General features: G+C 65.7%; 21 protein-coding genes, 1 tRNA gene and 1 pseudogene. 19 read left to right on the forward strand and 4 right to left on the reverse strand.

Annotated elements, in window-relative coordinates:
• Positions 1-89 precede the first annotated feature (89 nt).
• Positions 90-716 (reverse strand): DUF4870 domain-containing protein, encoded by a 627-nt coding sequence (locus ACLQ62_RS14125; RefSeq protein ID WP_411722270.1) that lies wholly within the window; start codon positions 714-716, stop codon positions 90-92.
• Between the two features lie 208 nt (positions 717-924).
• On the opposite strand from ACLQ62_RS14125, the gene hrcA reads away from it, so the two are divergent.
• From hrcA to ACLQ62_RS14190, 13 genes are all read left to right on the forward strand, one after another.
• Entirely contained in the window at positions 925-1947 is a 1023-nt protein-coding gene (gene hrcA, locus ACLQ62_RS14130; RefSeq protein WP_411722271.1) for a heat-inducible transcriptional repressor HrcA, read from the forward strand.
• 81 nt (positions 1948-2028) lie between these two features.
• Complete coding sequence (gene dnaJ, locus ACLQ62_RS14135; RefSeq protein WP_411722272.1) at positions 2029-3126, forward strand: molecular chaperone DnaJ; 1098 nt, start codon at positions 2029-2031, stop codon at positions 3124-3126.
• Position 3127: 1 nt separating this feature from the next.
• On the forward strand, positions 3128-3862 hold the full coding sequence (locus tag ACLQ62_RS14140; protein ID WP_411722273.1) for a 16S rRNA (uracil(1498)-N(3))-methyltransferase: 735 nt from the start codon (positions 3128-3130) through the stop codon (positions 3860-3862).
• Between the two features lie 48 nt (positions 3863-3910).
• Positions 3911-4267 carry an HIT domain-containing protein gene (locus ACLQ62_RS14145; protein ID WP_411722274.1) on the forward strand — a complete coding sequence of 119 codons (357 nt, stop codon included), beginning with the start codon at positions 3911-3913 and terminating at the stop codon, positions 4265-4267.
• Positions 4268-4352: 85 nt separating this feature from the next.
• Complete coding sequence (locus tag ACLQ62_RS14150) at positions 4353-5369, forward strand: PhoH family protein (protein WP_411722287.1); 1017 nt, start codon at positions 4353-4355, stop codon at positions 5367-5369.
• Positions 5366-5830, forward strand: coding sequence for an rRNA maturation RNase YbeY (gene ybeY / locus ACLQ62_RS14155; RefSeq protein WP_090711984.1), 465 nt, complete (start codon positions 5366-5368; stop codon positions 5828-5830). Before ACLQ62_RS14150 ends, ybeY begins: the two co-directional genes overlap by 4 nt.
• The gene (locus ACLQ62_RS14160) at positions 5830-7125 is read left to right on the forward strand and encodes a hemolysin family protein (protein ID WP_411722288.1); all 1296 of its coding nucleotides are present in this window, start codon (positions 5830-5832) and stop codon (positions 7123-7125) included. Before ybeY ends, ACLQ62_RS14160 begins: the two co-directional genes overlap by 1 nt.
• A 2-nt stretch (positions 7126-7127) precedes the next feature.
• The gene (era, locus tag ACLQ62_RS14165; protein WP_411722275.1) at positions 7128-8126 is read left to right on the forward strand and encodes a GTPase Era; all 999 of its coding nucleotides are present in this window, start codon (positions 7128-7130) and stop codon (positions 8124-8126) included.
• A 263-nt stretch (positions 8127-8389) separates the two neighbouring features.
• On the forward strand, positions 8390-10150 hold the full coding sequence (gene leuA / locus ACLQ62_RS14170) for a 2-isopropylmalate synthase (RefSeq protein WP_411722276.1): 1761 nt from the start codon (positions 8390-8392) through the stop codon (positions 10148-10150).
• Between the two features lie 54 nt (positions 10151-10204).
• Positions 10205-10942, forward strand: a complete 738-nt coding sequence (gene recO, locus ACLQ62_RS14175) for a DNA repair protein RecO (RefSeq protein ID WP_411722289.1) — start codon at positions 10205-10207, stop codon at positions 10940-10942.
• Positions 10939-11742: an isoprenyl transferase gene (locus ACLQ62_RS14180; protein ID WP_411722277.1), complete on the forward strand. Its 804-nt coding sequence runs from the start codon at positions 10939-10941 to the stop codon at positions 11740-11742. Before recO ends, ACLQ62_RS14180 begins: the two co-directional genes overlap by 4 nt.
• Positions 11743-11859: 117 nt before the next feature.
• A complete protein-coding gene (locus tag ACLQ62_RS14185) occupies positions 11860-12537 on the forward strand; it encodes a DsbA family protein (RefSeq protein ID WP_411722278.1) in 678 nt (225 codons plus the stop codon).
• Positions 12534-12674: a hypothetical protein gene (locus ACLQ62_RS14190; protein ID WP_411722279.1), complete on the forward strand. Its 141-nt coding sequence runs from the start codon at positions 12534-12536 to the stop codon at positions 12672-12674. Before ACLQ62_RS14185 ends, ACLQ62_RS14190 begins: the two co-directional genes overlap by 4 nt.
• On the opposite strand, the gene ACLQ62_RS14195 is transcribed toward ACLQ62_RS14190, so the two are convergent.
• Complete coding sequence (locus ACLQ62_RS14195) at positions 12658-13143, reverse strand: aminoacyl-tRNA deacylase (protein ID WP_411722280.1); 486 nt, start codon at positions 13141-13143, stop codon at positions 12658-12660. The two genes, ACLQ62_RS14190 and ACLQ62_RS14195, sit on opposite strands and share 17 nt — an antisense overlap.
• Positions 13144-13176: 33 nt before the next feature.
• Here ACLQ62_RS14195 and dusB point away from each other — a divergent pair, with 33 nt between their 5' ends.
• The 5 genes from dusB to ACLQ62_RS14220 all read left to right on the forward strand — a co-directional run bounded on the left by dusB (position 13177) and on the right by ACLQ62_RS14220 (position 18514).
• On the forward strand, positions 13177-14337 hold the full coding sequence (dusB, locus tag ACLQ62_RS14200; protein ID WP_411722281.1) for a tRNA dihydrouridine synthase DusB: 1161 nt from the start codon (positions 13177-13179) through the stop codon (positions 14335-14337).
• The gene (locus ACLQ62_RS14205) at positions 14327-15580 is read left to right on the forward strand and encodes a deoxyguanosinetriphosphate triphosphohydrolase (RefSeq protein ID WP_411722282.1); all 1254 of its coding nucleotides are present in this window, start codon (positions 14327-14329) and stop codon (positions 15578-15580) included. Before dusB ends, ACLQ62_RS14205 begins: the two co-directional genes overlap by 11 nt.
• Before the next feature lie 57 nt (positions 15581-15637).
• Positions 15638-17494, forward strand: a complete 1857-nt coding sequence (gene dnaG, locus ACLQ62_RS14210; protein WP_411722283.1) for a DNA primase — start codon at positions 15638-15640, stop codon at positions 17492-17494.
• 47 nt (positions 17495-17541) lie between these two features.
• Positions 17542-18378 carry an ATP-binding cassette domain-containing protein gene (locus ACLQ62_RS14215; protein ID WP_411722284.1) on the forward strand — a complete coding sequence of 279 codons (837 nt, stop codon included), beginning with the start codon at positions 17542-17544 and terminating at the stop codon, positions 18376-18378.
• A 63-nt stretch (positions 18379-18441) separates the two neighbouring features.
• Positions 18442-18514 (forward strand) — tRNA-Asn (locus ACLQ62_RS14220).
• An 84-nt stretch (positions 18515-18598) separates the two neighbouring features.
• Here the strand turns inward: ACLQ62_RS14220 and def are convergent.
• Entirely contained in the window at positions 18599-19165 is a 567-nt protein-coding gene (gene def / locus ACLQ62_RS14225) for a peptide deformylase (RefSeq protein ID WP_411722285.1), read from the reverse strand.
• 42 nt (positions 19166-19207) lie between these two features.
• Between def and ACLQ62_RS14230 the strand changes: the two genes are divergently transcribed.
• Positions 19208-20134, forward strand: coding sequence for a DMT family transporter (locus tag ACLQ62_RS14230; protein WP_411722286.1), 927 nt, complete (start codon positions 19208-19210; stop codon positions 20132-20134).
• 177 nt (positions 20135-20311) lie between these two features.
• Here the strand turns inward: ACLQ62_RS14230 and ACLQ62_RS14235 are convergent.
• A pseudogene (locus ACLQ62_RS14235) lies at positions 20312-20380 on the reverse strand (hypothetical protein); the annotation flags it as partial.
• Positions 20381-20785 lie beyond the last annotated feature (405 nt).

Here is a 20785-nt window from a genome sequence, read left to right on the forward strand (position 1 = left end):
AACTGCCCCTGCGGGGGCGGCTTCGGGCTTATGCGGTGGACCGCCGGCTTACAGTGTTAGCCGGCGGACTCCGCCTTTGTGCCTTGTGCCTACTTCACCATGCGGATGGCGTGGAAGTAGCGGTACGCCTCACCATTGTTGACCTTGACGCCGCCGATGATGCCGAAGATGACACCGATGATGCCGACGAGCCAGGCCAGCGGGTACAGCAGGAAACCGATCAACACCAGGGCGAGAATCGTTCCGACAACGTAGAGGCCGATCACGTAGATCGTCACGGTCAACTGGAAGTTCAGCGCTTCCTTCGACTCCTGACGCGTGAACGGGCCGCGGTCCTTGAACACCATGTAGATGATCAGCGGAGCGATCCAGCCGGCCATGCCGGCGCCGAGGAACGCGCCGAGGGCGCCGCCGAAGTGCGCGAACGATGCCCATTGCTTGTCTTCAGCCTGGGTGAGCGGTGCCGCTCCGGTCTGCTGACCCTGGTATGGGTACTGCTGCGGGGGCACCTGGCCGTAGGGCTGCTGGCCATACGGCTGCTGACCGTAGGGCTGGCCGGCGGGCGGCTGCTGTCCTGGGTACGGCTGTCCGGGCTGAGGCTGTCCGGGCTGGGGCTGCTGCCCGCCGTACGGCGGCTGGCCGGACGCGGGCCCCTGTGGCGCCTGGGGCGGGTTCTGGGACGGGTCAACCGGGGGTTGCGCGTTGGGGTCGGTCATGGCCAAGCCTTTCGATCGGTGGCGCTTTGTGTGCCGTGTACGCCCGATCGCCACTACACAGGCGGACGGCGGTGTCGGGCTTCAGCTAAAAGTAACGCTGTTCAGGACGTTCGGCAATTACCCCGTGCGCGAGGCGAGCGCTAGAATTGGCACTCAGGCCATTTGAGTGCCAACGGATCGACGCGATTTCAGCGGGAGAGGTGCAGCCATGGTTTCCGATCGCAGCCTCGAAGTGCTCCGCGTGATCGTTCAGGACTACGTCGCTAGTCGCGAACCCGTCGGTTCGAAGGCGATCGTCGAACGGCACTCCTTCGGTGTCTCGGCGGCAACGATCCGCAACGACATGGCGCAACTGGAGGACGAGGAGCTGATTTCCGCTCCTCACACCTCCTCCGGACGGATCCCGACCGACAAGGGCTACCGGCTGTTCGTCGACCGGCTCGCCGACCGCAGGCCGCTCTCCGAAGCGCAGCGGGAAGCCATCCGGACCTTCCTCGGCCAGTCCGTCGACCTTGACGACGTGCTCATGCGCACCGTCCGTCTGCTGTCGCAAATCACGAACCAGGTCGCCATTGTGCAGTACCCGTCGTTCGCGAGAGCTCAGGTGCGGCATGTCGAACTCGTCAGCCTGACCGACCGGCGTGTGCTGACCGTTCTGATCACAGACACCGGCAGGGTCGAGCAACAGGTCGTTGAGATCGAGCATTCGGTCGACGCCAAGCGGCTCGAACGGGTCAAAGGCAAACTCAACGCCCTGCTCGGTGGCGCCAACGTCGAGGCGTCCGCCGCGATCCTCGACAAGGCACGGACGGAGGCCGCCCCCGACGACGAAATGCTCATGGCGCGGATCACTCAGGCACTTGCCGAGGGATTCGCCGAATACCGTCACGACAAACTAGTCATGGCCGGGGCGGCGAACCTCGCCCGCACCGAGGAAGACTTCTCAGGCAGCATCTACCCCGTGCTCGAAGCTCTCGAACAGCAGGTCGTCCTGCTCCGCCTTTTCGGCGAGATGGCCGTCGACCGTGGGGGAGTCTCAGCGTCGATCGGGCGCGAGAATGAGTCCTTCGGGCTGGGGGAGACCTCGGTCATCGCAAGCAACTATCGTTCCTCTGCTGGCGAACTTGCCAGGCTGGGCGTACTCGGACCAACGAGAATGGATTACACCAACAACCTCGCCGCCGTGCGAGCCGTTGCCCGTTACCTGTCCCGCCAGCTTGGTGAGGACTGACCAGTCGCCGTGCTCGGCGAAGCGCAAATCCCCGGTCGTGCAGCGAGCACAGCGACGACCCCTCACAACGAAAGGCCTTGAGTGGCTGACCATTACGAAGTTCTGGGCGTGTCCCGCGAGGCGACCACCGACGAAATCAAGAAGGCCTACCGGCGACTGGCTCGTGAGCTGCACCCCGATGTGAACCCGGGCGCTGAGGCATCCGAGCGCTTCAAAGAGGTGACGCACGCATACGACGTCCTCAGCGACGCCAAACAGCGCCAGCAGTACGACCTGGGTGGCTCAGGCGGCATGGGCGGTGCCGGTGGATTCGGCGGATTCGGTGACATTTTCGACACCTTCTTCGGCGGTCAACAGCAACGCGGGCCCAAGTCCCGCCGCGAGCGCGGTCAGGATGCGCTGCTCCGCGTCGAAGTGGACCTCGCCGAAGTCATCTTCGGCACCCACCGCGACCTCGAGGTCGATACAGCTGTGCTGTGCGGCACCTGCCAGGGTTCGTGCTGCCAACCGGGAACGTCACCGGTCACCTGCGACATCTGCCGCGGCACCGGGTCGATCCAGCGTGCGGTCCGCTCGCTTCTCGGCAACGTCATGACCTCTACCCCCTGCGGAACCTGCCGTGGCTACGGAACCGTCATCCCGCACGCCTGCGTCACCTGCCAGGGACAGGGCCGAGTCCGCGACCGTCGCACCGTTCCCGTTGACATCCCTGCCGGTGTCGACACCGGCCTGCGCCTGCAGATGCCCGGCAGCGGCGAAATCGGCCCGGCCGGCGGCCCCCACGGGGACCTGTACCTCGAGATCAAGGTCCGCAGCGACGAACGGTTCAGCCGTAACGGTGACGACCTGCTCTGCACCCTCGACGTCCCGATGACGGATGCCATCCTCGGCGTCACAACGACGATCAACGCTCTCGACGGAGACGTTGACGTGGAGCTGAAACCAGGGATCCAGAGTTCCGAAGTGCTCACCGTCAAGGGCCGGGGTGTGACGAAACTGCGCGGCACGGGCCGCGGCGACCTGCGCATCGGCATCCAGGTGGTCACTCCGACCCGCCTCGACCACCGTGAGAAGGAACTGATCAAGGCGTTCGCTGCCGGACGTGATCAGAAGTCGACCCAGCTCGGATCGTTCCAGCAGGGACTCTTCTCCAAACTCCGCGACCGCTTCCTGGGCTGAGATGAGCAGCCTGTACCTGCGTGAAGATCTCGCGACCGCCGACGAGGGTGCGCTGGTCGAACTGGCGGGTGCCGAAGCGAAGCATGCGGTAACCGTCAACCGTTCACGCGTCGGCGACGACCTCCGGATCGGCAACGGTCGCGGGCTGATGGTCACCGGTGTGATCGAATCGATTGAGCCGGGCCGGGTGGGCGTTCGCGCGCGCCAAGTCACGGTCGAGCAGGAGCCGTCCCCGCGGCTCGTCCTGGTGCAGGCACTCGCCAAGGGCGACCGGGACGAAATGGCGATTCAGGCAGCGACGGAACTCGGGGTGTCCTCCATCATTCCCTGGGCGGCGTCACGGAGCGTCTCCCGCTGGGAGGGCATGAAGAAGGAAAAGGGTCGGATCCGTTGGGAAACGATCGTCCGGGAGGCGTCGAAGCAATCGATCCGGTCCTTCGTTCCTCCTGTCTCCCCGATTGCGTCGACGACCGACCTCCAGAAGCTCGCCGGCACGAGCCGCGTGGTGCTTCTCGACCCGACCGCCACCGAACGGCTCAGCCGGATCGATGTCGCCGGTGACGACCGGGACCTCCTGTTGGTTGTCGGGCCCGAGGGCGGGATCAGCGACGCTGAACTGGAAAGCCTGACCGCTGCCGGTGCTGTCCGGGCCCGCCTCGGCGACACCGTGTTGCGCACCTCATCCGCCGGCCCGGCTGCTCTTGCCGTACTGAATGTGGCTCTGGGTCGCTGGTGACTGCTCACGGACAGCCCGCCGGTCGCCTGAGCTTCGTAGGATAGAACCATGTCGACGACAGAACCCAGCATCTTCACCCGCATCGTCTCTCGGGAAATCCCGGCCAGCATCGTGGCCGAGACCGATCGCCTGATCGCATTTCACGACATCGCGCCGAAAGCGCCCGTGCACGTCCTCGTCGTGCCGAAGACCCCCGAGTACACGAACGTCGCGGATCTCGCGGTCGGAGACCCGGCTCTCCTCGCAGAACTCGTCACACTGGCTCAGCAGATCGCCAACGAGCACGGCGGCCAGTTCCGGCTCATCTTCAACACGGGCGAGAAGGCCGGCCAGACCGTCTTCCACGTCCATGCCCACATCCTCATCGGCGACCTCGGAGAGGATCCACGTGCCGACTTCCAGTGACCCAGTACCCACCAACGAACCCGCAGCCGAACCCGCAGCCGAACCGGCAACCGCGGAAGCACGATTGCACGTCGACGGCGTCGCCATGGTCCGGCTCCTCGGCGCCCAGGACCGCCTCCTGACGACCATCGAAACCCAGTATCCGGCGGTCTCCCTTCACGTCCGCGGCAATGACATCACCCTGACCGGCGACGCGGCGCAGGTGCGCGCAGCCCATAACCTCATCGCGGAACTGATCGACATGGTGCGGCAGGGTCAGGACCTCGAGCCGGTCGAGGTGCTCTCGTCCGCACGGATCCTCGAGGAAGGCTCGGGGAAGCCGGCCGACCTTCTCGGGCAGGCGATCCTCACGTCGCGCGGTCGGAGCATCCGCCCGAAAACGCTCGGACAGAAGCAGTATGTCGACGCGATCGACGAGAACACCATCGTGTTCGGTATCGGGCCGGCCGGAACCGGGAAAACCTACCTCGCCATGGCGAAGGCCGTGCAGGCGCTCCAGCGCAAAGAGGTGGAGCGGATCATCCTGACCCGCCCCGCGGTGGAGGCCGGTGAGCGACTCGGCTTCCTCCCCGGCACCCTCACCGACAAGATCGACCCGTATCTGCGCCCGCTGTTCGACGCGCTCAACGAGATGATGGACCCCGAACTGGTTCCGAAGCTGCTTGCAGCCGGCACCGTGGAGGTCGCACCGCTCGCCTACATGCGCGGCCGGACGCTCAACAATTCCTTCATCGTGCTCGACGAGGCGCAGAACACCACGCCCGAGCAGATGAAGATGTTCCTCACCCGGCTCGGCTTCGGTTCGAAGATCGTCGTCACCGGTGACATCACCCAGGTCGACCTGCCGGCCGGATCGTCCGGACTGCGACTCGTCACCCGGGTGCTCGCCGACGTCGACGACATCCACTTCTCCCGGCTGACGAGCGACGACGTCGTGCGCCATAGCCTCGTCGCACGGATCGTCGACGCTTACAGCGAATACGACCAGGTCAAACAGGCCGAACGGTTCGAACGTGGCCAGGCCCAGGAGTTCGCCAATCGGGCAGAACGGCGAGGAGCCTCGCCGCGCGACCGGATGCCCAGGAGGGGCAAGAGTTCATGAGCATTGAGATCAACAACGAATCCGCCATCCCCGTCGATGAGGCGGCTCTGCTCCGCCTCGCCGACTACGCCCTTGGGGCCATGCACGTGAGCCAGGAGGCCGACCTCAACATCGTCCTCGTCGACGAAGCCGCCATGGAACAACTCCACGTGCAGTGGATGGACGAACCGGGACCCACCGACGTGCTCAGCTTCCCGATGGACGAGTTGCGTCCAGGAACCGAGGACACCCCGACACCAGCAGGGCTGCTCGGCGACATCGTCCTGTGCCCGCAAGTCGCTGAGGCGCAGGCCGAAACGGCTGGACACTCGACATTGCAGGAGCTCCTGCTCCTCACCACCCACGGCATCCTGCACCTTCTCGGCTTCGACCATGCCGAACCTGCCGAGGAACGGGAGATGTTCGGCATCCAGCGCGACATTCTGCTCGGGTTCAGCGTGCAGGAGCGTTCCACTCGGTGATGATCCTCTACTGGTTCATCGGCATCGCCTTGCTCCTCGTCGCCTTCGGCGGGCTGATGGCGGCCGCGGATGCGGCCATCAGCGTGACATCACGCGCCGTGATGGCCGAGCTCGCCGACAGTTCCCGGAAGCCCGCCTATCTCCGCGCGATCGCCGACGACCCCGGCGCGCACCTCAACGCCATCAACTTCATCCGCGTGCTCGCCGAGACGACCGCAGCCGTTCTCGTCACCCTCGCGTTCGCATTCACCATCGACGAGCCGTGGCTCGTCCTGCTCTACTCGGCGCTCATCATGACGGCGGTCTCGTTCGTCCTCGTCGGGGCCAGCCCGCGAAGCTTCGGCCGAACCCACGCGGAGCCGCTCCTGCGGATCGCCGCACCGGTCATCCGCACCGTCCGGGTGCTCCTCGGCCCGCTCGCCAACGCCCTTGTCGCGTTCGGCAACCGGGTCACGCCGGGCGTGGCCCGCGAGGCGTCGTTCTCCTCGGAGGAACAACTGCTCAACATGGTCGACGAGGCCACCGAACTCGACGTTCTCGAAGAGGACGACCGCGAACTCATCCACTCCATCTTCGAGTTCAACGAGACAGTCGTCCGTGAAGTGATGGTGCCGAGAACGGACATGGTCACCGTCGACGCCAACGTGTCCGTCCAGCAGGCGATGAGCCTGTTTCTGCGCACCGGCGTGTCCCGCATCCCTGTCACCGACGGTGAAGTCGATGAGGTCTCGGGCGTGCTCTACCTCAAGGATGTCGTGCGCCTCAGCCACGAGGGCGACGCCGCAGCGAACAGTGTGAGTGTGCGGGTCCTCGCCCGTCCGGCCCTGTTCGTCCCCGAGTCGAAGAAGGCAGACTCGCTGCTGCAGCAGATGCAGCTCGAATCGAACCACCTGGCCATGGTCGTCGACGAATACGGCGGAATCGCCGGACTGGTCACTCTTGAGGACCTGCTCGAGGAGCTCGTCGGAGACATCTCCGACGAGTACGACACCGACGCACCGGATGTCGAGAAGCTCAGTGACGAGGAATACCGCGTGAGTGCGCGCCTGCCGGTGGACGAACTCGGTGAACTGTTCGACCTGGAGATGGACGACGATGACGTCGACACCGTCGGCGGGCTCCTCACCAAGGTTCTCGGGCGGTTGCCGATCGCCGGTTCCGTCGCCGAGACCGACGGCTTGCGGCTCACCGCCGAACGGACCGAAGGCAGACGAAAACGCGTGAGCACGGTGATCGTGACGCGGACCGCGGCCTTGCGGGACGTGCAGAGATCATATGAATCGATTGAGGAGTAGTCATGACGAATGACGATCAGAACACCGAAGACCAGAACCCCGAGACCCCGGACACCGCCGACGGCGTGCAGGCGCACGAACGACAGCAGCCGGAACCCGAGGTGCTTCCGGATGCCGGCTACCGCGCCGGGTTCGTCTCGTTCGTCGGCCGGCCCAACGTCGGCAAGTCGACACTGACCAACGCCCTCGTCGGGCAGAAGGTCGCCATCACCAGCTCCAAACCGCAGACAACGCGTAAGGCGATCCGCGGCATCGTCCATGAGGACTCCGGTCAGCTGATCATCGTCGACACACCCGGGATCCACCGGCCGAGGACACTGCTCGGCGAACGGCTCAACGACCTCGTGCAATCGACGCTCAGCGACGTCGACGTCATCGGTTTGTGCGTGCCAGCCAACGAGAAGATCGGGCCGGGCGACAAGTTCATCAACGAGCAGCTCGATCACTATCCGCGTGCGAAGAAGGTGGCCATCGTCACCAAGATCGACGCGGCTCCGAGGCCGACGACCGCCGAACAGCTCGCCGAGGTGCAGAAGCTGCGCGAGTGGGACCTGATCATCCCCGTTTCGGCGACCAGCAGCATCCAGCTTGACATCCTCGTCCGGGAACTGATCGCGCTTATGCCGACCTCGGAACCGCTGTACCCGGCGGATGCCGTCACCGACGAGATTCTCGAGGACCGGATCTCCGAGTACATCCGCGAAGCCTCGCTCGAGGGTGTGCACGACGAACTGCCGCACTCCATCGCCGTCACCATCGACGACATGATCGAGCGTGAGGACAAGGACATCCTGGAGATTTTCGCGAACATCTTCGTGGAGCGGGACAGTCAGAAGGCGATCATCATCGGCAAGGGCGGTTCCCGCCTGCGGGATGTGGGCCAGCAGGCACGCATCCCGATCGAGAAGCTCGTCGGCAAGCAGGTCTTCCTGTCCATCCGTGTGAAGGTCGCGAAGGACTGGCAGCGCGACCCCAAGCTGCTCGGGCGACTCGGCTTCTAGTCGGACGACCGGGACGAAAGGCGACGCGCATCTTGCCTGTGGCGGCCCTCCCTGCACAGGAGTCGACCGCGCACATCTTCAACAAACGGGCGTTCTCGCGTACAAAGTGCACAGATTCGACGCAGGGGCAGGCTAAACGGTGTTAGCCTGTTCCTGTGTTGTTCGGCACTCTGCTCCTTAGCTGCCGCGACGAGGCTTCCTTCTAAGCCCTCTCGTCGCGGGGTTTGTCGTTGGCTTTCCACACACGCGAGGAGAATAGAACAATGAGAAACAACCAGGCCGCTTCGGCCATGCCGATCCACAAGTACCGTCCGTACCACGAGCAGATCACCGTGGACCTGCCGGACCGCACGTGGCCGACGAAACGCATCACGACCGCGCCCCGTTGGTGCGCCGTCGACCTTCGTGACGGTAACCAGGCGCTGATCGACCCGATGAGCCCCGAACGCAAGCGGATCATGTTCGACCTGCTCGTCCGGATCGGTTACAAGGAGATCGAGGTCGGTTTCCCCAGCGCCAGCCAGACCGACTTCGACTTCGTCCGCAGTCTCATCGAAGAGAACGCCATCCCCGACGACGTCACCATCCAGGTGCTGACCCAGGCACGGGACCACCTGATCCAGCGCACCTATGAGTCCATCGCCGGCGCCAAGCAGGCGATCGTTCACCTCTACAACTCGACCAGCGTGCTCCAGCGCGAGGTCGTGTTCCGCACAGACAAGCAGGGCATCATCGATATCGCCCTGCACGGCGCCCAGGTCTGCCGTGAGATGGAAAAGCTCATCCCGGAGACCACGGTGTACTACGAGTACTCTCCGGAAAGCTACACCGGCACCGAGCTCGAGTACGCCGTCGACGTGTGCAACCAGGTTCTCGACGTCTTCGAACCGACCCCGGAGCGGAAGGTCATCATCAACCTCCCGTCGACGGTCGAGATGGCGACACCGAACGTCTACGCCGACTCGATCGAGTGGATGTCACGTCACCTCAATCACCGTGAGAACGTCATTCTCTCTCTGCACCCGCACAACGACAGGGGCACCGCCGTCGCCGCCGCCGAACTGGGCTACATGGCCGGCGCCGACCGCATCGAAGGCTGCCTCTTCGGCAACGGCGAGCGCACAGGCAACGTCGACCTCGTCGCCCTCGGCATCAACCTGTTCACTCAGGGCATCGACCCGCAAATCGACTTCAGCGACGTCGATGAAATCAAGCGCACCGCCGAGTACTGCAACCAGCTGAAGGTGCACGAGCGCAGCCCGTGGGCCGGCGACCTGGTGTTCACCGCGTTCAGCGGGTCGCACCAGGATGCCATCAAGAAGGGTTTCGAGGCGATGGCCGCGGATGCCGCCGCACGGGGATGCGACGTCAACGATCTCGAGTGGGCTGTCCCGTACCTGCCGGTCGACCCGAAGGACCTGGGCCGCAGCTACGAAGCGGTCATCCGCGTCAACTCACAGTCGGGAAAGGGCGGAGTCGCCTACCTGCTGAAAACGGACCACGCCATCGACCTGCCCCGCAAACTGCAGATCGAGTTCTCCGGCGTCGTGCAGGCGAAGACCGACGAGCAGGGCGGGGAGATGACCAGCGAAGCGATCTGGAGCATCTTCCAGGACGAGTACCTTCCCTCCGACAGCGAAAGTGAGAAGTGGGGCCGGTTCGAGTTGCAGTCGACGCGCACCGCCAGCCGTCTCGCCGGATCGGTCGAGCTCGTGGTCGACCTCCGCGACGGTGACGAAGTGACGGAGGCGACCTCGACCGGGAACGGGCCGATCGCGGCATTCCTCGGAGTGCTGCGTGAGCGAGGCATCGAGGTCACCCTCTACGACTACGTGGAGCACACCCTCGGAGCCAGCGGGGACGCGCAGGCCGCCGCCTACGTCGAGTTGCAGGTCGGTGACCGCCGTCTATGGGGCGTCGGCATCGACGGAGACATTTCGACGGCATCCCTCAAGGCCGTGGTTTCGGCCGTCAACCGGGCCATCCGGTCGACATCCGGCGACCGCACCCTCGCGACGGTGTAGTCGAGCCGTCGGCGGGGGAGCGCCGGCGGCGCGGCATCCGCGGGATACTTGACTGTGCCCGTTTACCGTGATGAAGGTGTCGTGTTGCGCACCCACAAGCTGGGTGAGGCCGACAGGATCGTGACACTGCTGACGCGTTCGCACGGCAAGGTCCGTGCGGTCGCGAAGGGTGTGCGTCGCACGGGTTCCAAGTTCGGTGCTCGCCTCGAGCCGTTCATGGTGGCCGACCTGCAGCTGTATGAAGGCCGCTCCCTCGACGTCATCAACCAGGCTGAGACGCTCGCCTCGTACGGCGCACTGATCGCCGCCGACTATTCCGCGTACACGGCGGCGACGGTGATGGTGGAGACGGCGGACAAGCTCACCGAATCCGAGGGCTCGCTGCAGCAATACCTGCTCCTGGTCGGCGCCCTGCGTTCGCTGTCCCGGCACGACCACGACTCCTCACTGACCCTGGACTCGTACCTGCTACGCGCGCTGTCGCTGGCGGGGTGGGCGCCGAGTTTCTTCGATTGCGCCCGGTGCCAGGCACCCGGACCGCACAGCCACACCGTGGTGCAGCTCGGCGGAGTCGTCTGCGACCAGTGCGCCCCGCCGGGGAGCCCCCGGCTCGACAGGCAGACCATCGGCCTCCTGTCTTCGCTTCTCACCGGGGACTGGGACCACGCCGACGCCTCCGAGGAAGACACGAGGGCGCGCGCGAGCGGGGTCGCCGCCGCGTACACCCAGTGGCACCTCGAACGCGGGCTCAAGTCCCTCGTCCACGTCTCCCGAGAGAAAGCCGACACGTGACCCCGAAACCTTTCACCCCCCGGGATGCTGTCGAATACCGTCCCCTCGACTGGACCGGAATTCATCCGCCCCAGTTCCCAGCGGCCGGTGTTCCCGAGCACGTGGCCATCGTCATGGACGGGAACGGCCGGTGGGCGAACCGGCAGGGCCTCCCACGCGTTGAGGGTCACCGGGCGGGCGAGTCGGCGCTGCTCGATGTGGTGGCCGGCGCCATCCAGGTCGGGGTGAAGCACCTCTCCGTCTACGCCTTCTCCACAGAGAACTGGCGCCGTTCTCCTGACGAGGTCCGGTTCCTGATGGGGTTCAACCGTGACGTGCTGCACCGCAGGCGAGACCAGCTCAACGAGTGGGGGGTGCGTGTGAGGTGGGCCGGGCGCAAACCGCGACTGTGGGCATCCGTCATCAAGGAACTGCAGTTCGCCGAGAAGCTGACGGCGGGCAACGACACCCTCACCCTGACGATGTGTGTCAATTACGGCGGCAGGACCGAGATCACGGATGCCGTCCGGCAACTGGCCGAGCAGGTCGCGGCGGGCACGCTGAAACCGTCGGGCATCACGGAGAAGTCGATCCAGCGCGCGCTCTACACGCCCGAGCTGCCCGACGTCGACCTCTTCGTGCGGAGTTCGGGGGAGCAGCGCACGAGCAACTTCCTGCTTTGGCAGAGCGCGTATGCCGAAATGGTGTTCCTCGACACCCTGTGGCCGGACTTCACCCGCGAAGACCTGTGGGAGGCGATCGGACGTTACATTTCGCGTGACCGCCGGTTCGGCGGGGCGGTCGACACACCGGGCGCCTGACCTCGCGAGTTGCGAACTTTGAGGGGGTCCCCGTCGCCCGGGACCCCTTCAAACCCAGGATCTCGCGAGATATGCGGCTGGGGGAATACCTGAAGGCTGGTCTCGGTTGGCCTCACTGTGAGTGAATCCATCAAAATCGACATCTGGTCCGACATCGCCTGCCCCTGGTGCTACATCGGCAAGCGCAAATTCGAAGCCGGCGCTGTCGCGTTCGCCGAGAAGGCCGGCGACAACGCACCCGAGGTGACGGTCGAATACCACAGCTTCGAACTCGCCCCGGATACCCCGGTCGACTTCGACGGAAGCGAAATCGACTTCCTCTCCACCCACAAGGGCATGCCGGCCGACCAGGTCCGCGGGATGCTCGACCGAGTCACCGGCATCGCTGGCGAGGCCGGGCTCGACTACAACTTCGACACCCTCAAGCACACCAACACCGTCAAGGCACACCAGCTGCTCCACTACGCCAAGGCGCACGGCAAGCAGTCCGAGGCCAAGGAGCGGCTGCTGAAGGCGTACTTCACCGAGGGCAGGCACGTCGGCCGGGTCGAAGACCTCGCCGACCTTGCCGCCGAGATCGGCCTTGACCGTGACGATGTCGTTCGCGCGCTGAACGACGACGAGTACCTCGACGCCGTCCGCGCTGACCAGGCCCTCGGTGTGGAATACGGCATTCAGGGTGTGCCGTTCTTCGTCATCGACGGCAAGTACGGCGTCTCCGGCGCCCAGGAATCAGCCACGTTCGCCCAGGTGCTCGACCAGGTCTGGACCGAGCGCGCGGCGGTCACGTCATGAGCGAACAGTCCGCCCGACCGGCACTGACTCTGCTCGGTGCTCCGGATGCTGTCGCATGCGAGGGTGACGCGTGCGCGATTCCGTCCCTCGCCGAGGTCACCGCGGCGGTCGAGAAGGCCTTCACTCCGGGTCGGTGATGTCGGCGACGGTCGCTCCATAGGCTTCGACGAGCGCGTCGACGTCGACGAAAGCGCTGTGGCCGGTGTCACCGGCGCCGAGGGCGACGCGGTGCCCTCTCACCGACTCGTCAACCCACACGGGCCAGGCCGTCGTGCTCCCCAGCGGGGTGATCGTGCCGCGGCCGTAGCCGGTTGCCGCGAGTGCGGCATCCGCTGACGGCATCGACAGCTTGTTCACACCGACGAGGGCGCGCAGTTTCGGCCAGGAGATCTTGCGGCCACCGGGCACCAGAGCGAACAGGTAGTCGCCGTCGTGCCGCTTCACGACGAGGGTCTTCACGATCTCGCGCGGTTCGATGCCGAGCAGGCTCGCCGCCTCCTCGAGGCTCGACGCGTTCGGACGCTCCACCACCTCGACCAAGAGCCCCCGGGAAGCCGCATCCGCCCGCATTCGCCCGATCCCTGCACCGGTTTCCTGTTCGGTCATGGCAACGCCCGCTTTCTGGGAGAATTGAAGGACATGTCTGCCATTCCTACGATAAGCCACGCCCCGGCACTGACGATCGGCTCGCTCGAGCTCGACGTGCCGGTGGTTCTCGCGCCCATGGCCGGGATCACCAACACCGCGTTTCGCCGGCTGTGCCGCGAGTTCGGCGTGGGCCTGTATGTCAGCGAAATGATCACCTCCCGCGCGCTCGTCGAGCGCAACAAGGAGACCATGCGGCTGATCACCCACCATGAGTCCGAGACGACCCGCAGCATCCAGCTCTACGGCGTCGACCCCAAGACGGTGTCGGAAGCAGTGACCATCCTCGTCGCAGAGGATCGCGCCGACCACATCGACCTGAACTTCGGCTGCCCCGTTCCCAAGGTCACCCGCAAAGGTGGCGGCTCCGCACTCCCGTGGAAGCAGGACCTGTTCCGCGACATCGTCGAGGGGGCAGTGAAAGCAGCCGGCGACATCCCGCTGACGGTGAAGATGCGCAAAGGCATCGACGCCGACCACCTCACCTACCTCGAAGCGGGCAAAGCGGCTGCAGGCGCCGGTGTCGCAAGCATCGCCCTTCACGCCAGGACCGCGTCGGAGTTCTACTCCGGTCAGGCCGACTGGTCGGCGATCACCAAGCTCAAGGAGACGGTGTCCGGCGTCCCGATCCTCGGTAACGGCGACATCTGGTCCGGCGAGGACGCCCTCCGGATGATGGCGGAGACCGGCTGCGACGGCGTCGTCGTCGGACGCGGTTGTCTCGGCCGCCCGTGGCTGTTCGGTGACCTCGCTGCAGCGTTCACCGGGTCGCCGACGCGATTCACCCCCACCCTCGGCCAGGTCGCCACCACGTTCCGCCGGCACGCGGAGCTGCTCGCCGAGTTCTTCGAAAGCGAAGAACGCGGATGCCGCGACATCCGCAAGCATGTCGCCTGGTACTTCAAGGGATACCCCGTCGGTGGAGACCTCCGGGCGAGCCTGGCGACGGTCCAGTCGCTCGACCAGCTCGACGAGCTGCTCGCTACGCTCGACTGGAATCTCCCGTATCCGGGAGCGGATGCCGAAGGCCAGCGCGGCCGGGCCGGATCGCCGAAGCGCACGGTGCTCCCCGACGGCTGGCTCGACTCCCGAACCCTCGGTGCGACCGAACGCGGAACCCTGACCGAAACAGAGGCGGACACCAGTGGCGGCTAGCGGGGACTATTCGGCTCACGACAACGAACGTGCCCTGCCCGAAACGCACTCCTCGCGCCGCACGAACTTCGCCAGGGACCGGGCACGCCTGCTGCACTCGAGTGCGCTGCGGCGGCTCGCGGCGAAAACGCAGGTGCTGAGCCCGGCGGCCGGGCTCGATTTCGCCCGGAACCGGCTCACCCACTCGCTCGAAGTCGCCCAGGTCGGGCGTGAACTGGCGACAAGCCTCGGCCTCGAACCGGACATCGTCGACACCGCCTGCCTCGCCCACGACCTCGGCCACCCGCCGTTCGGTCACAACGGGGAGCGGGCTCTCAACGACTGGGCGGAGAACATCGGCGGTTTCGAGGGGAACGCGCAGACCCTCCGAATCCTCACCCGTCTCGAACCGAAGGTGTTCGACGCCCACGGCCGGTCGCATGGTCTCAACCTCACCCGGGCGAGTCTCGACGCGAGTTGCAAGTATCCCTGGCCAGCCGCACAGGCCGTTCACGACCCCGGCGGACGCGCGAAATTCGGGTTCTTCAACGAGGACAGCGACGCGTTCGTCTGGCTTCGGGCAGGTGCACCGGCCCGCCAGCGCTGCATCGAAGCGGAGGTGATGGACCTCTCCGACGACATCGCTTACTCGGTGCACGACTTCGAGGATGCGATTGTCAACGAGTACATCGATCCGGCTTTCCTCAGCGCGCGGGCCGGCCATGAGTCGCTGATCCGCGCGGTCCAGGCCTGGGCCGGCGAAAGTTTCACCCTCGACGACATGGCGGCGGCGTTCGACCGGCTCGCCGGTTACGACGTCTGGATGACGAGCTGGGATGCCTCGCGTCGCGACCTCGCCAAGCTGAAGAACTTCACCAGCCAGATGATCGGCCACTTCTCCCAGTCGGCCACACAGGCCACCCGTGAGGCCTACCCGCAGTCAAGTCTGATCCGGTTCGGCGCGAGCGTGATCGTCCCGCACGAGGTGCAGGCCGAGATCGCCGTTCTCAAGGGCGTCGTCGCCGCCTTCGTGATGGCGAGCGACGCCCGCCAGCCGATCTACCGGCAGCAGCGCGACATCCTCACCGACCTCGCCGACGGATTGTTCCAGGCGGGGCCTGAATCGCTCGACCGCGGCTTCGCCGACGACTGGGCCGAGGCCGCTGATGACGCCTCGCGCAAACGTGTCGTCGTCGACCAGGTCGCGAGCCTCACCGATCAGTCGGCCCTGGCCTGGCACGAACGCCTCGCTCTGAGCGCCTGACTCAGCCCCTCCCTGTGGGGAGGCCGCCGGCACGGTGATCCTCGATAGGATGGGATGATGGCCGGCCGCATTCGCTCAAGCGACATAGACGAGGTCAAGTCACGCACGAATATCGCCGACATCGTCGGTGACTTCGTCAGCCTGAAGTCCGCCGGCGTCGGCTCGCTCAAAGGTCTGTGCCCATTCCACGACGAACGCAGCCCCAGCTTCCACGTTCGGCCGCAGCTCGGTTTCTACCACTGCTTCGGCTGTGGCGAATCCGGCGACGTCATCTCGTTCCTGCAGAAAATGGACCACGTCACCTTCGCGGATGCCGTCGAACGACTGGCCGCGCGGGTCGGCTTCCAGCTCACCTACGAAGACGGCGACAGCGCCCCCGACCACAGCAACCGGGCCCGGCTCCTCGCCGCAAACGCGGCCGCAGAAACGTACTTCCGCGAGCAGCTCGCGACACCGGGGGCGGACCCCGGGCGACGATTCCTCGGCGAACGCGGCTTCGACCACTTCGCCGCCGACCGGTTCGGGGTGGGCTTTGCGCCGAAGAGCTGGGACTCCCTCACCGCGTTCCTGCGCGGCAAGGGTTTCAGCGTTGAGGAAATCACCGCATCTGGTCTCGTCTCCCAGGGCGATCGCGGTATCTACGACCGATTCCGTGGGCGCCTGATCTGGCCGATCCGGGACGTCACCGGCCAGACCGTCGGATTCGGTGCGCGTAAACTCCTCGACGACGACAAGGGCCCCAAATACCTCAACACCCCCGAAACGGCGGTGTACCACAAGGCGCAGGTCCTCTACGGGCTCGACCTCGCCAAACGGGACGTCTCCCGCAGCGGGCGGGTCGTGGTGGTCGAGGGATACACCGACGTGATGGCCTGCCACCTGGCCGGCGTGACCACCGCCGTCGCCACCTGCGGCACCTCGTTCGGCGTCGACCACATCAAGACCCTCCGACGGGTGATGGGGGATGACAGCGGCAAGGGTGAGGTCATCTTCACCTTCGACCCGGACGCCGCGGGGCAGAAGGCCGCGATGCGCGCGTTCGCCGAGGAGCAGCGTTTCTCCGCCCAGACCTACGTCGCCGTGGCACCGGACGGCCTCGACCCCTGCGACCTGCGGCTCAACCGCGGCGACGACGCGGTTCGCCGTCTCATCGACGCCAAGGAACCGATGTTCGAGTTCGTCATCCGGCAGACGCTCGCCGCGTACGATCTGGAGACCGTCGAAGGACGCGTCGGCGCACTGACCGAATCGGCGCCGATCATCGCTGACATCCGGGACCCGTCCCTCCGCCCCGGCTATACGCGCGTCCTCGCTCGGCACCTCGGAGTCGACCTCGCCGAGGTGCAGGCGGCGATCAGCCGCGCCGGGAAGGGCAGTAATCGTGCCGCAGCCTCGAAGAACCAGGTCGTGACATCCCCGAGTGAGGTTCCGGTCGAACGCCCGGCGTCCCTCCGAGACCTGCCGGGAGACCCCGCCACGAGACTGGAGCGCGACGCCCTGATGGCGATCCTCCAGCATCCCGAACTGGCCGGGCATGACCTCGTGCAGCGAGCTGTCCTCACCGGATTCGTGAACCCGACCCTCGCCGTCGTCCGCGACGCCATCGCCGCAACCCTCGACAGCTTCGGCACCGCAGCGTGGTTCGCCCGGGTGACCGATACCGTGCCGACGCCGATGGCGGGCCTGGTGCAACAGCTCGCCGTCGCTCCCATCCCTGAGCGATCCGAACGTGACCTGACCAGCTATGTGCGAGAGATCACCGTGGCACTGGTCGACCGGGATCTGCTGCGGCAGTCCCACGACATGCTCGGTCGGCTGCAGCGGATCGATCCGAAGGAGCGCGAGAGCTACCGGGCACTCCAAGGTGAGCTCATGGCACTCGAAGTGGAACGCCGCAGGCTCCGCGAACGGTGACCGGCGCGTGGGGTGGCGCCGTGCCTTGTGTAGGGCAGGATGGTGCCATGACTGCATCAGGAGCCATGGGAACAGCTGTGCGGGTCGACGACCTCGCGGTCGAGTACCCGGGTCGGCGCATGCGCGCTCCGCATCGGGCGCTCGACGGGGTCGACTTTGTCGTCGGGGACGACGAGATCGTCGGCATCGTCGGCGAGTCAGGCTCGGGCAAGTCCACTCTCGCCCGCGTGCTGGCGGGTGACCTTGTCTCGCCGAAGGGCGCGGACCCCGCCCCGGTGATCGTCGGCGGCGACGCGACAGTCCTCGATTACCGGTTGCGGGGCATCCGTCGCCGGGAACTGACCAGCCTGACCTTCAACGTCGCGTACCTGCCCCAGGACGCCGCCTCCCGGCTCGCCCCTGAACTGACCGTGGCCGAGCTCATTGGTCAACCGATCCTGCAGCGTGATCGCCTGTACAACCGCAAAGCGCTCGGCGTGCGGGTCGCGACCATGCTCGACGCGGTACAGCTGCCTCTGGCCGTCCTCGACAAGTTCCCGTTCGAACTCTCCAGCGGCCAACGCCAAAGGGTGGCCGTGGCCCGCTCGCTCGTACTCGGCCCGAAATTGTGGGTGGCTGACGAACCGACCGCAGGAATCGACGTCACGGTTCGTGGCTCGATCAGCAGCCTGATCACGCGGCTTCGTGAGGAGGGAAGCTTCGCAGCAGTTCTCATCAGCCACGACCTGACGCTGTTGCGCCGGACCACCTGCCGGGTTGCAGCGCTTCATGCCGGCCGGATCGTGGGCCTCGGGCCGATCGACGATTTGCTCGCGCGCCCCGAGCATCCGTTCCTCATCGGCTTGTCCCACGCGGATTCGAGGATTTCATCGGATGCTGGCTGACCGATTCGCCATCCCGATTTGGTGTCTGCGATTCCTTTGGTAAAGTAAATGCGCAACACATAATCCTCGATAGCTCAATTGGCAGAGCAATCGGCTGTTAACCGGTAGGTTCTTGGTTCGAGTCCAAGTCGAGGAGCTGAGAAGACCACAAGGGCTCCACCCCTGTGGTCTTTTCTTTTGCCCCGGTGCTGATGCCCGGGGCTACTTCTGTGGCGTGTGCTCAGTCGTCGAGGTTGTCGACGCCGGGCATCCAGCTGACATCGGGGACACCCCACCCCATCTTGCGGGTGATCTTCGCGGCGAGCTTTCGTTCATGCCTGGCGAGCCGGTCGACGTACAGATACCCGTCGAGGTGGTCGTATTCGTGTTGAAGAATACGAGCACGCCACCCGTCGACCCGGATCTCGACGGGCTGCTGGTCGAGATCGACCCCCGTCACGATCGCTTCATCGGCGCGACGCAGCGGGAAACGCTCACCAGGGAACGACAGACAGCCCTCCGATTCAAGTTCCTCGTCCGGCTCGCCGGCGGCAGGAGGAGTGATCCACATCTCCGGATTGATCACGACACCGCGCCACGGGCCGTGCTCGTCGGTGTCGTAGCCGTACACGAAGATGCGCAGCGGCACGCCGACCTGAGGGGCGGCGAGACCGACGCCGGGGGCGGCATCCATCGTTTCGAACAGGTCGGCGACGAGTTGCCGGAGCGAGTCGTCGAAGTCGGTCACCGGCTCGGCGGGGGAGTGGAGCACCGGGTCACCCGTGATGCGAATGGGGAGAATGGCCATTCGTTGAGCCTAACCAAGACGGGCCCGTTGTAGGCTCACAACGTGATGTTTGCGAACAACGACTTCAACGACCTGACGGCGGAGTTCGTTCGCAATCCCAGTCAGCTCATCGGCATCCCTCTGGCGATCGTGGGTGCTGTTTTCCTGTCGCTTGGCGCACAGTTCCAGCATCGCGGTGTCACGAAGGTCGAGGAGAACAGTGGCGTCGACGCGCGCAGCGGACTGAACGTCGGGCAGCTGAAGCAACTCCTCGCTCGCCCATCCTGGGTTCTTGGCTCGCTGATGCTCGCCTTTGCCATCGCGTTCCAATTGACCGCACTCGTCTGGTCACCGCTGATCATCGTGCAGCCGCTCGGCGCCATCGCGCTCGTCATCACCTCCGTGCTCAACGCCCGCATCCACAAAATGAAGCTCAACCGTGCCTCGGTGATCGCCATCTCTGCCTGCGTCGGCGGGGTCGCCCTGTTCGTGACCGTGGCCGCACTTGTGGCAGGCGAGAAGCCGGTCACGACGGTCGATCTGTTGACCGTGCTGGTGATGCTGGGCGTCGTGCTCGTGGTGTTCGCGCTCGGTTTCGTGTTCTTTCGCAAACGGTCGAAAGCGCTGTTCTTCATCCTCGCGGCTGGAATCATCTACGGGTTCGTGGCCACCCTCGCGAAGGTCGTCATCAACCGGATCGTCAATGAGAACTTCGACTGGCTGACCGTGCTGTGCGTGGTTGCGCTTCTCGCGGCGACGGGAATCGGTGCCTACTTCGTCCAGACCGCATACTCGTCCGGCCCGCCTGACCTGGTGATCGCCGGGCTGACGGTTGTGGACCCGATGGTCGCGGTCGCCATCGGCATCGTCGTGCTTGACGAAGCATCTGGCGCCCCACTCTGGGCGATGATCGGTTTCGCTGTCGCCGGGGTCCTCGCCGTTTGGGGAGTCTTCCAGCTGGCGCGTCACCATCCGCAGGTGCAGCCGTAGCCACAGCTGCCGGGGTCCGCAACGATCAGCCTCGCCGTACCTGGCCGTCCCTGCCCTGGCGCAGTGCACGCACTGGATGGCCGCTTCCAACTGAGAACGGCCGATCCGACCGAGTGCATGCGCCTGCCGAAGGTACCGTTCGCCGCGTTCGATTTGCGCGGCATCCCACAACGCGGTGTCCTGCTCGTCGAGAGCGACGAGCGTGCCGTCGGGCCCGGCGCGAGCGGCGGATCGGGAGATCGACAGGAGAAGGAGGGCGGCGAGTCCGCCCGGATACGGCGCTTCGCCCGCACGAGGCGCTGCGCCATGGACGGGCCGGGGATCGCGTAAGCCGACGCGATGCGGGCGGCGTCAAACCCGAGCACCGTCTGCAGCATGGGCGGTGTTTGAATCGCCGGGTCGATCGCCGGGTGAGCACAGGTGAACAGGAGGGCGAGCCGTTTGTCGGGGATGGCGTCGATGTCGACTTCGACCGGGTCGGCGTTCGCCACATCGATGGCGTCGACAGTCGCCCGTGGAATTCACGGGCGACGTGCTCCGCTGCTGCCGCGGCAGTCAGGTCGTGCTCTGCCACTGCCCATCCGCGAAGTGAAGCGCAGAGGGGCGGATCTCGATCACGCCGTACTGGGCGGCCGGGCACTTCTCGGCCCA

It is taken from the genome of Mycetocola sp., assembly GCF_046716805.1.
Lineage (GTDB): Bacteria > Actinomycetota > Actinomycetes > Actinomycetales > Microbacteriaceae > Mycetocola_A.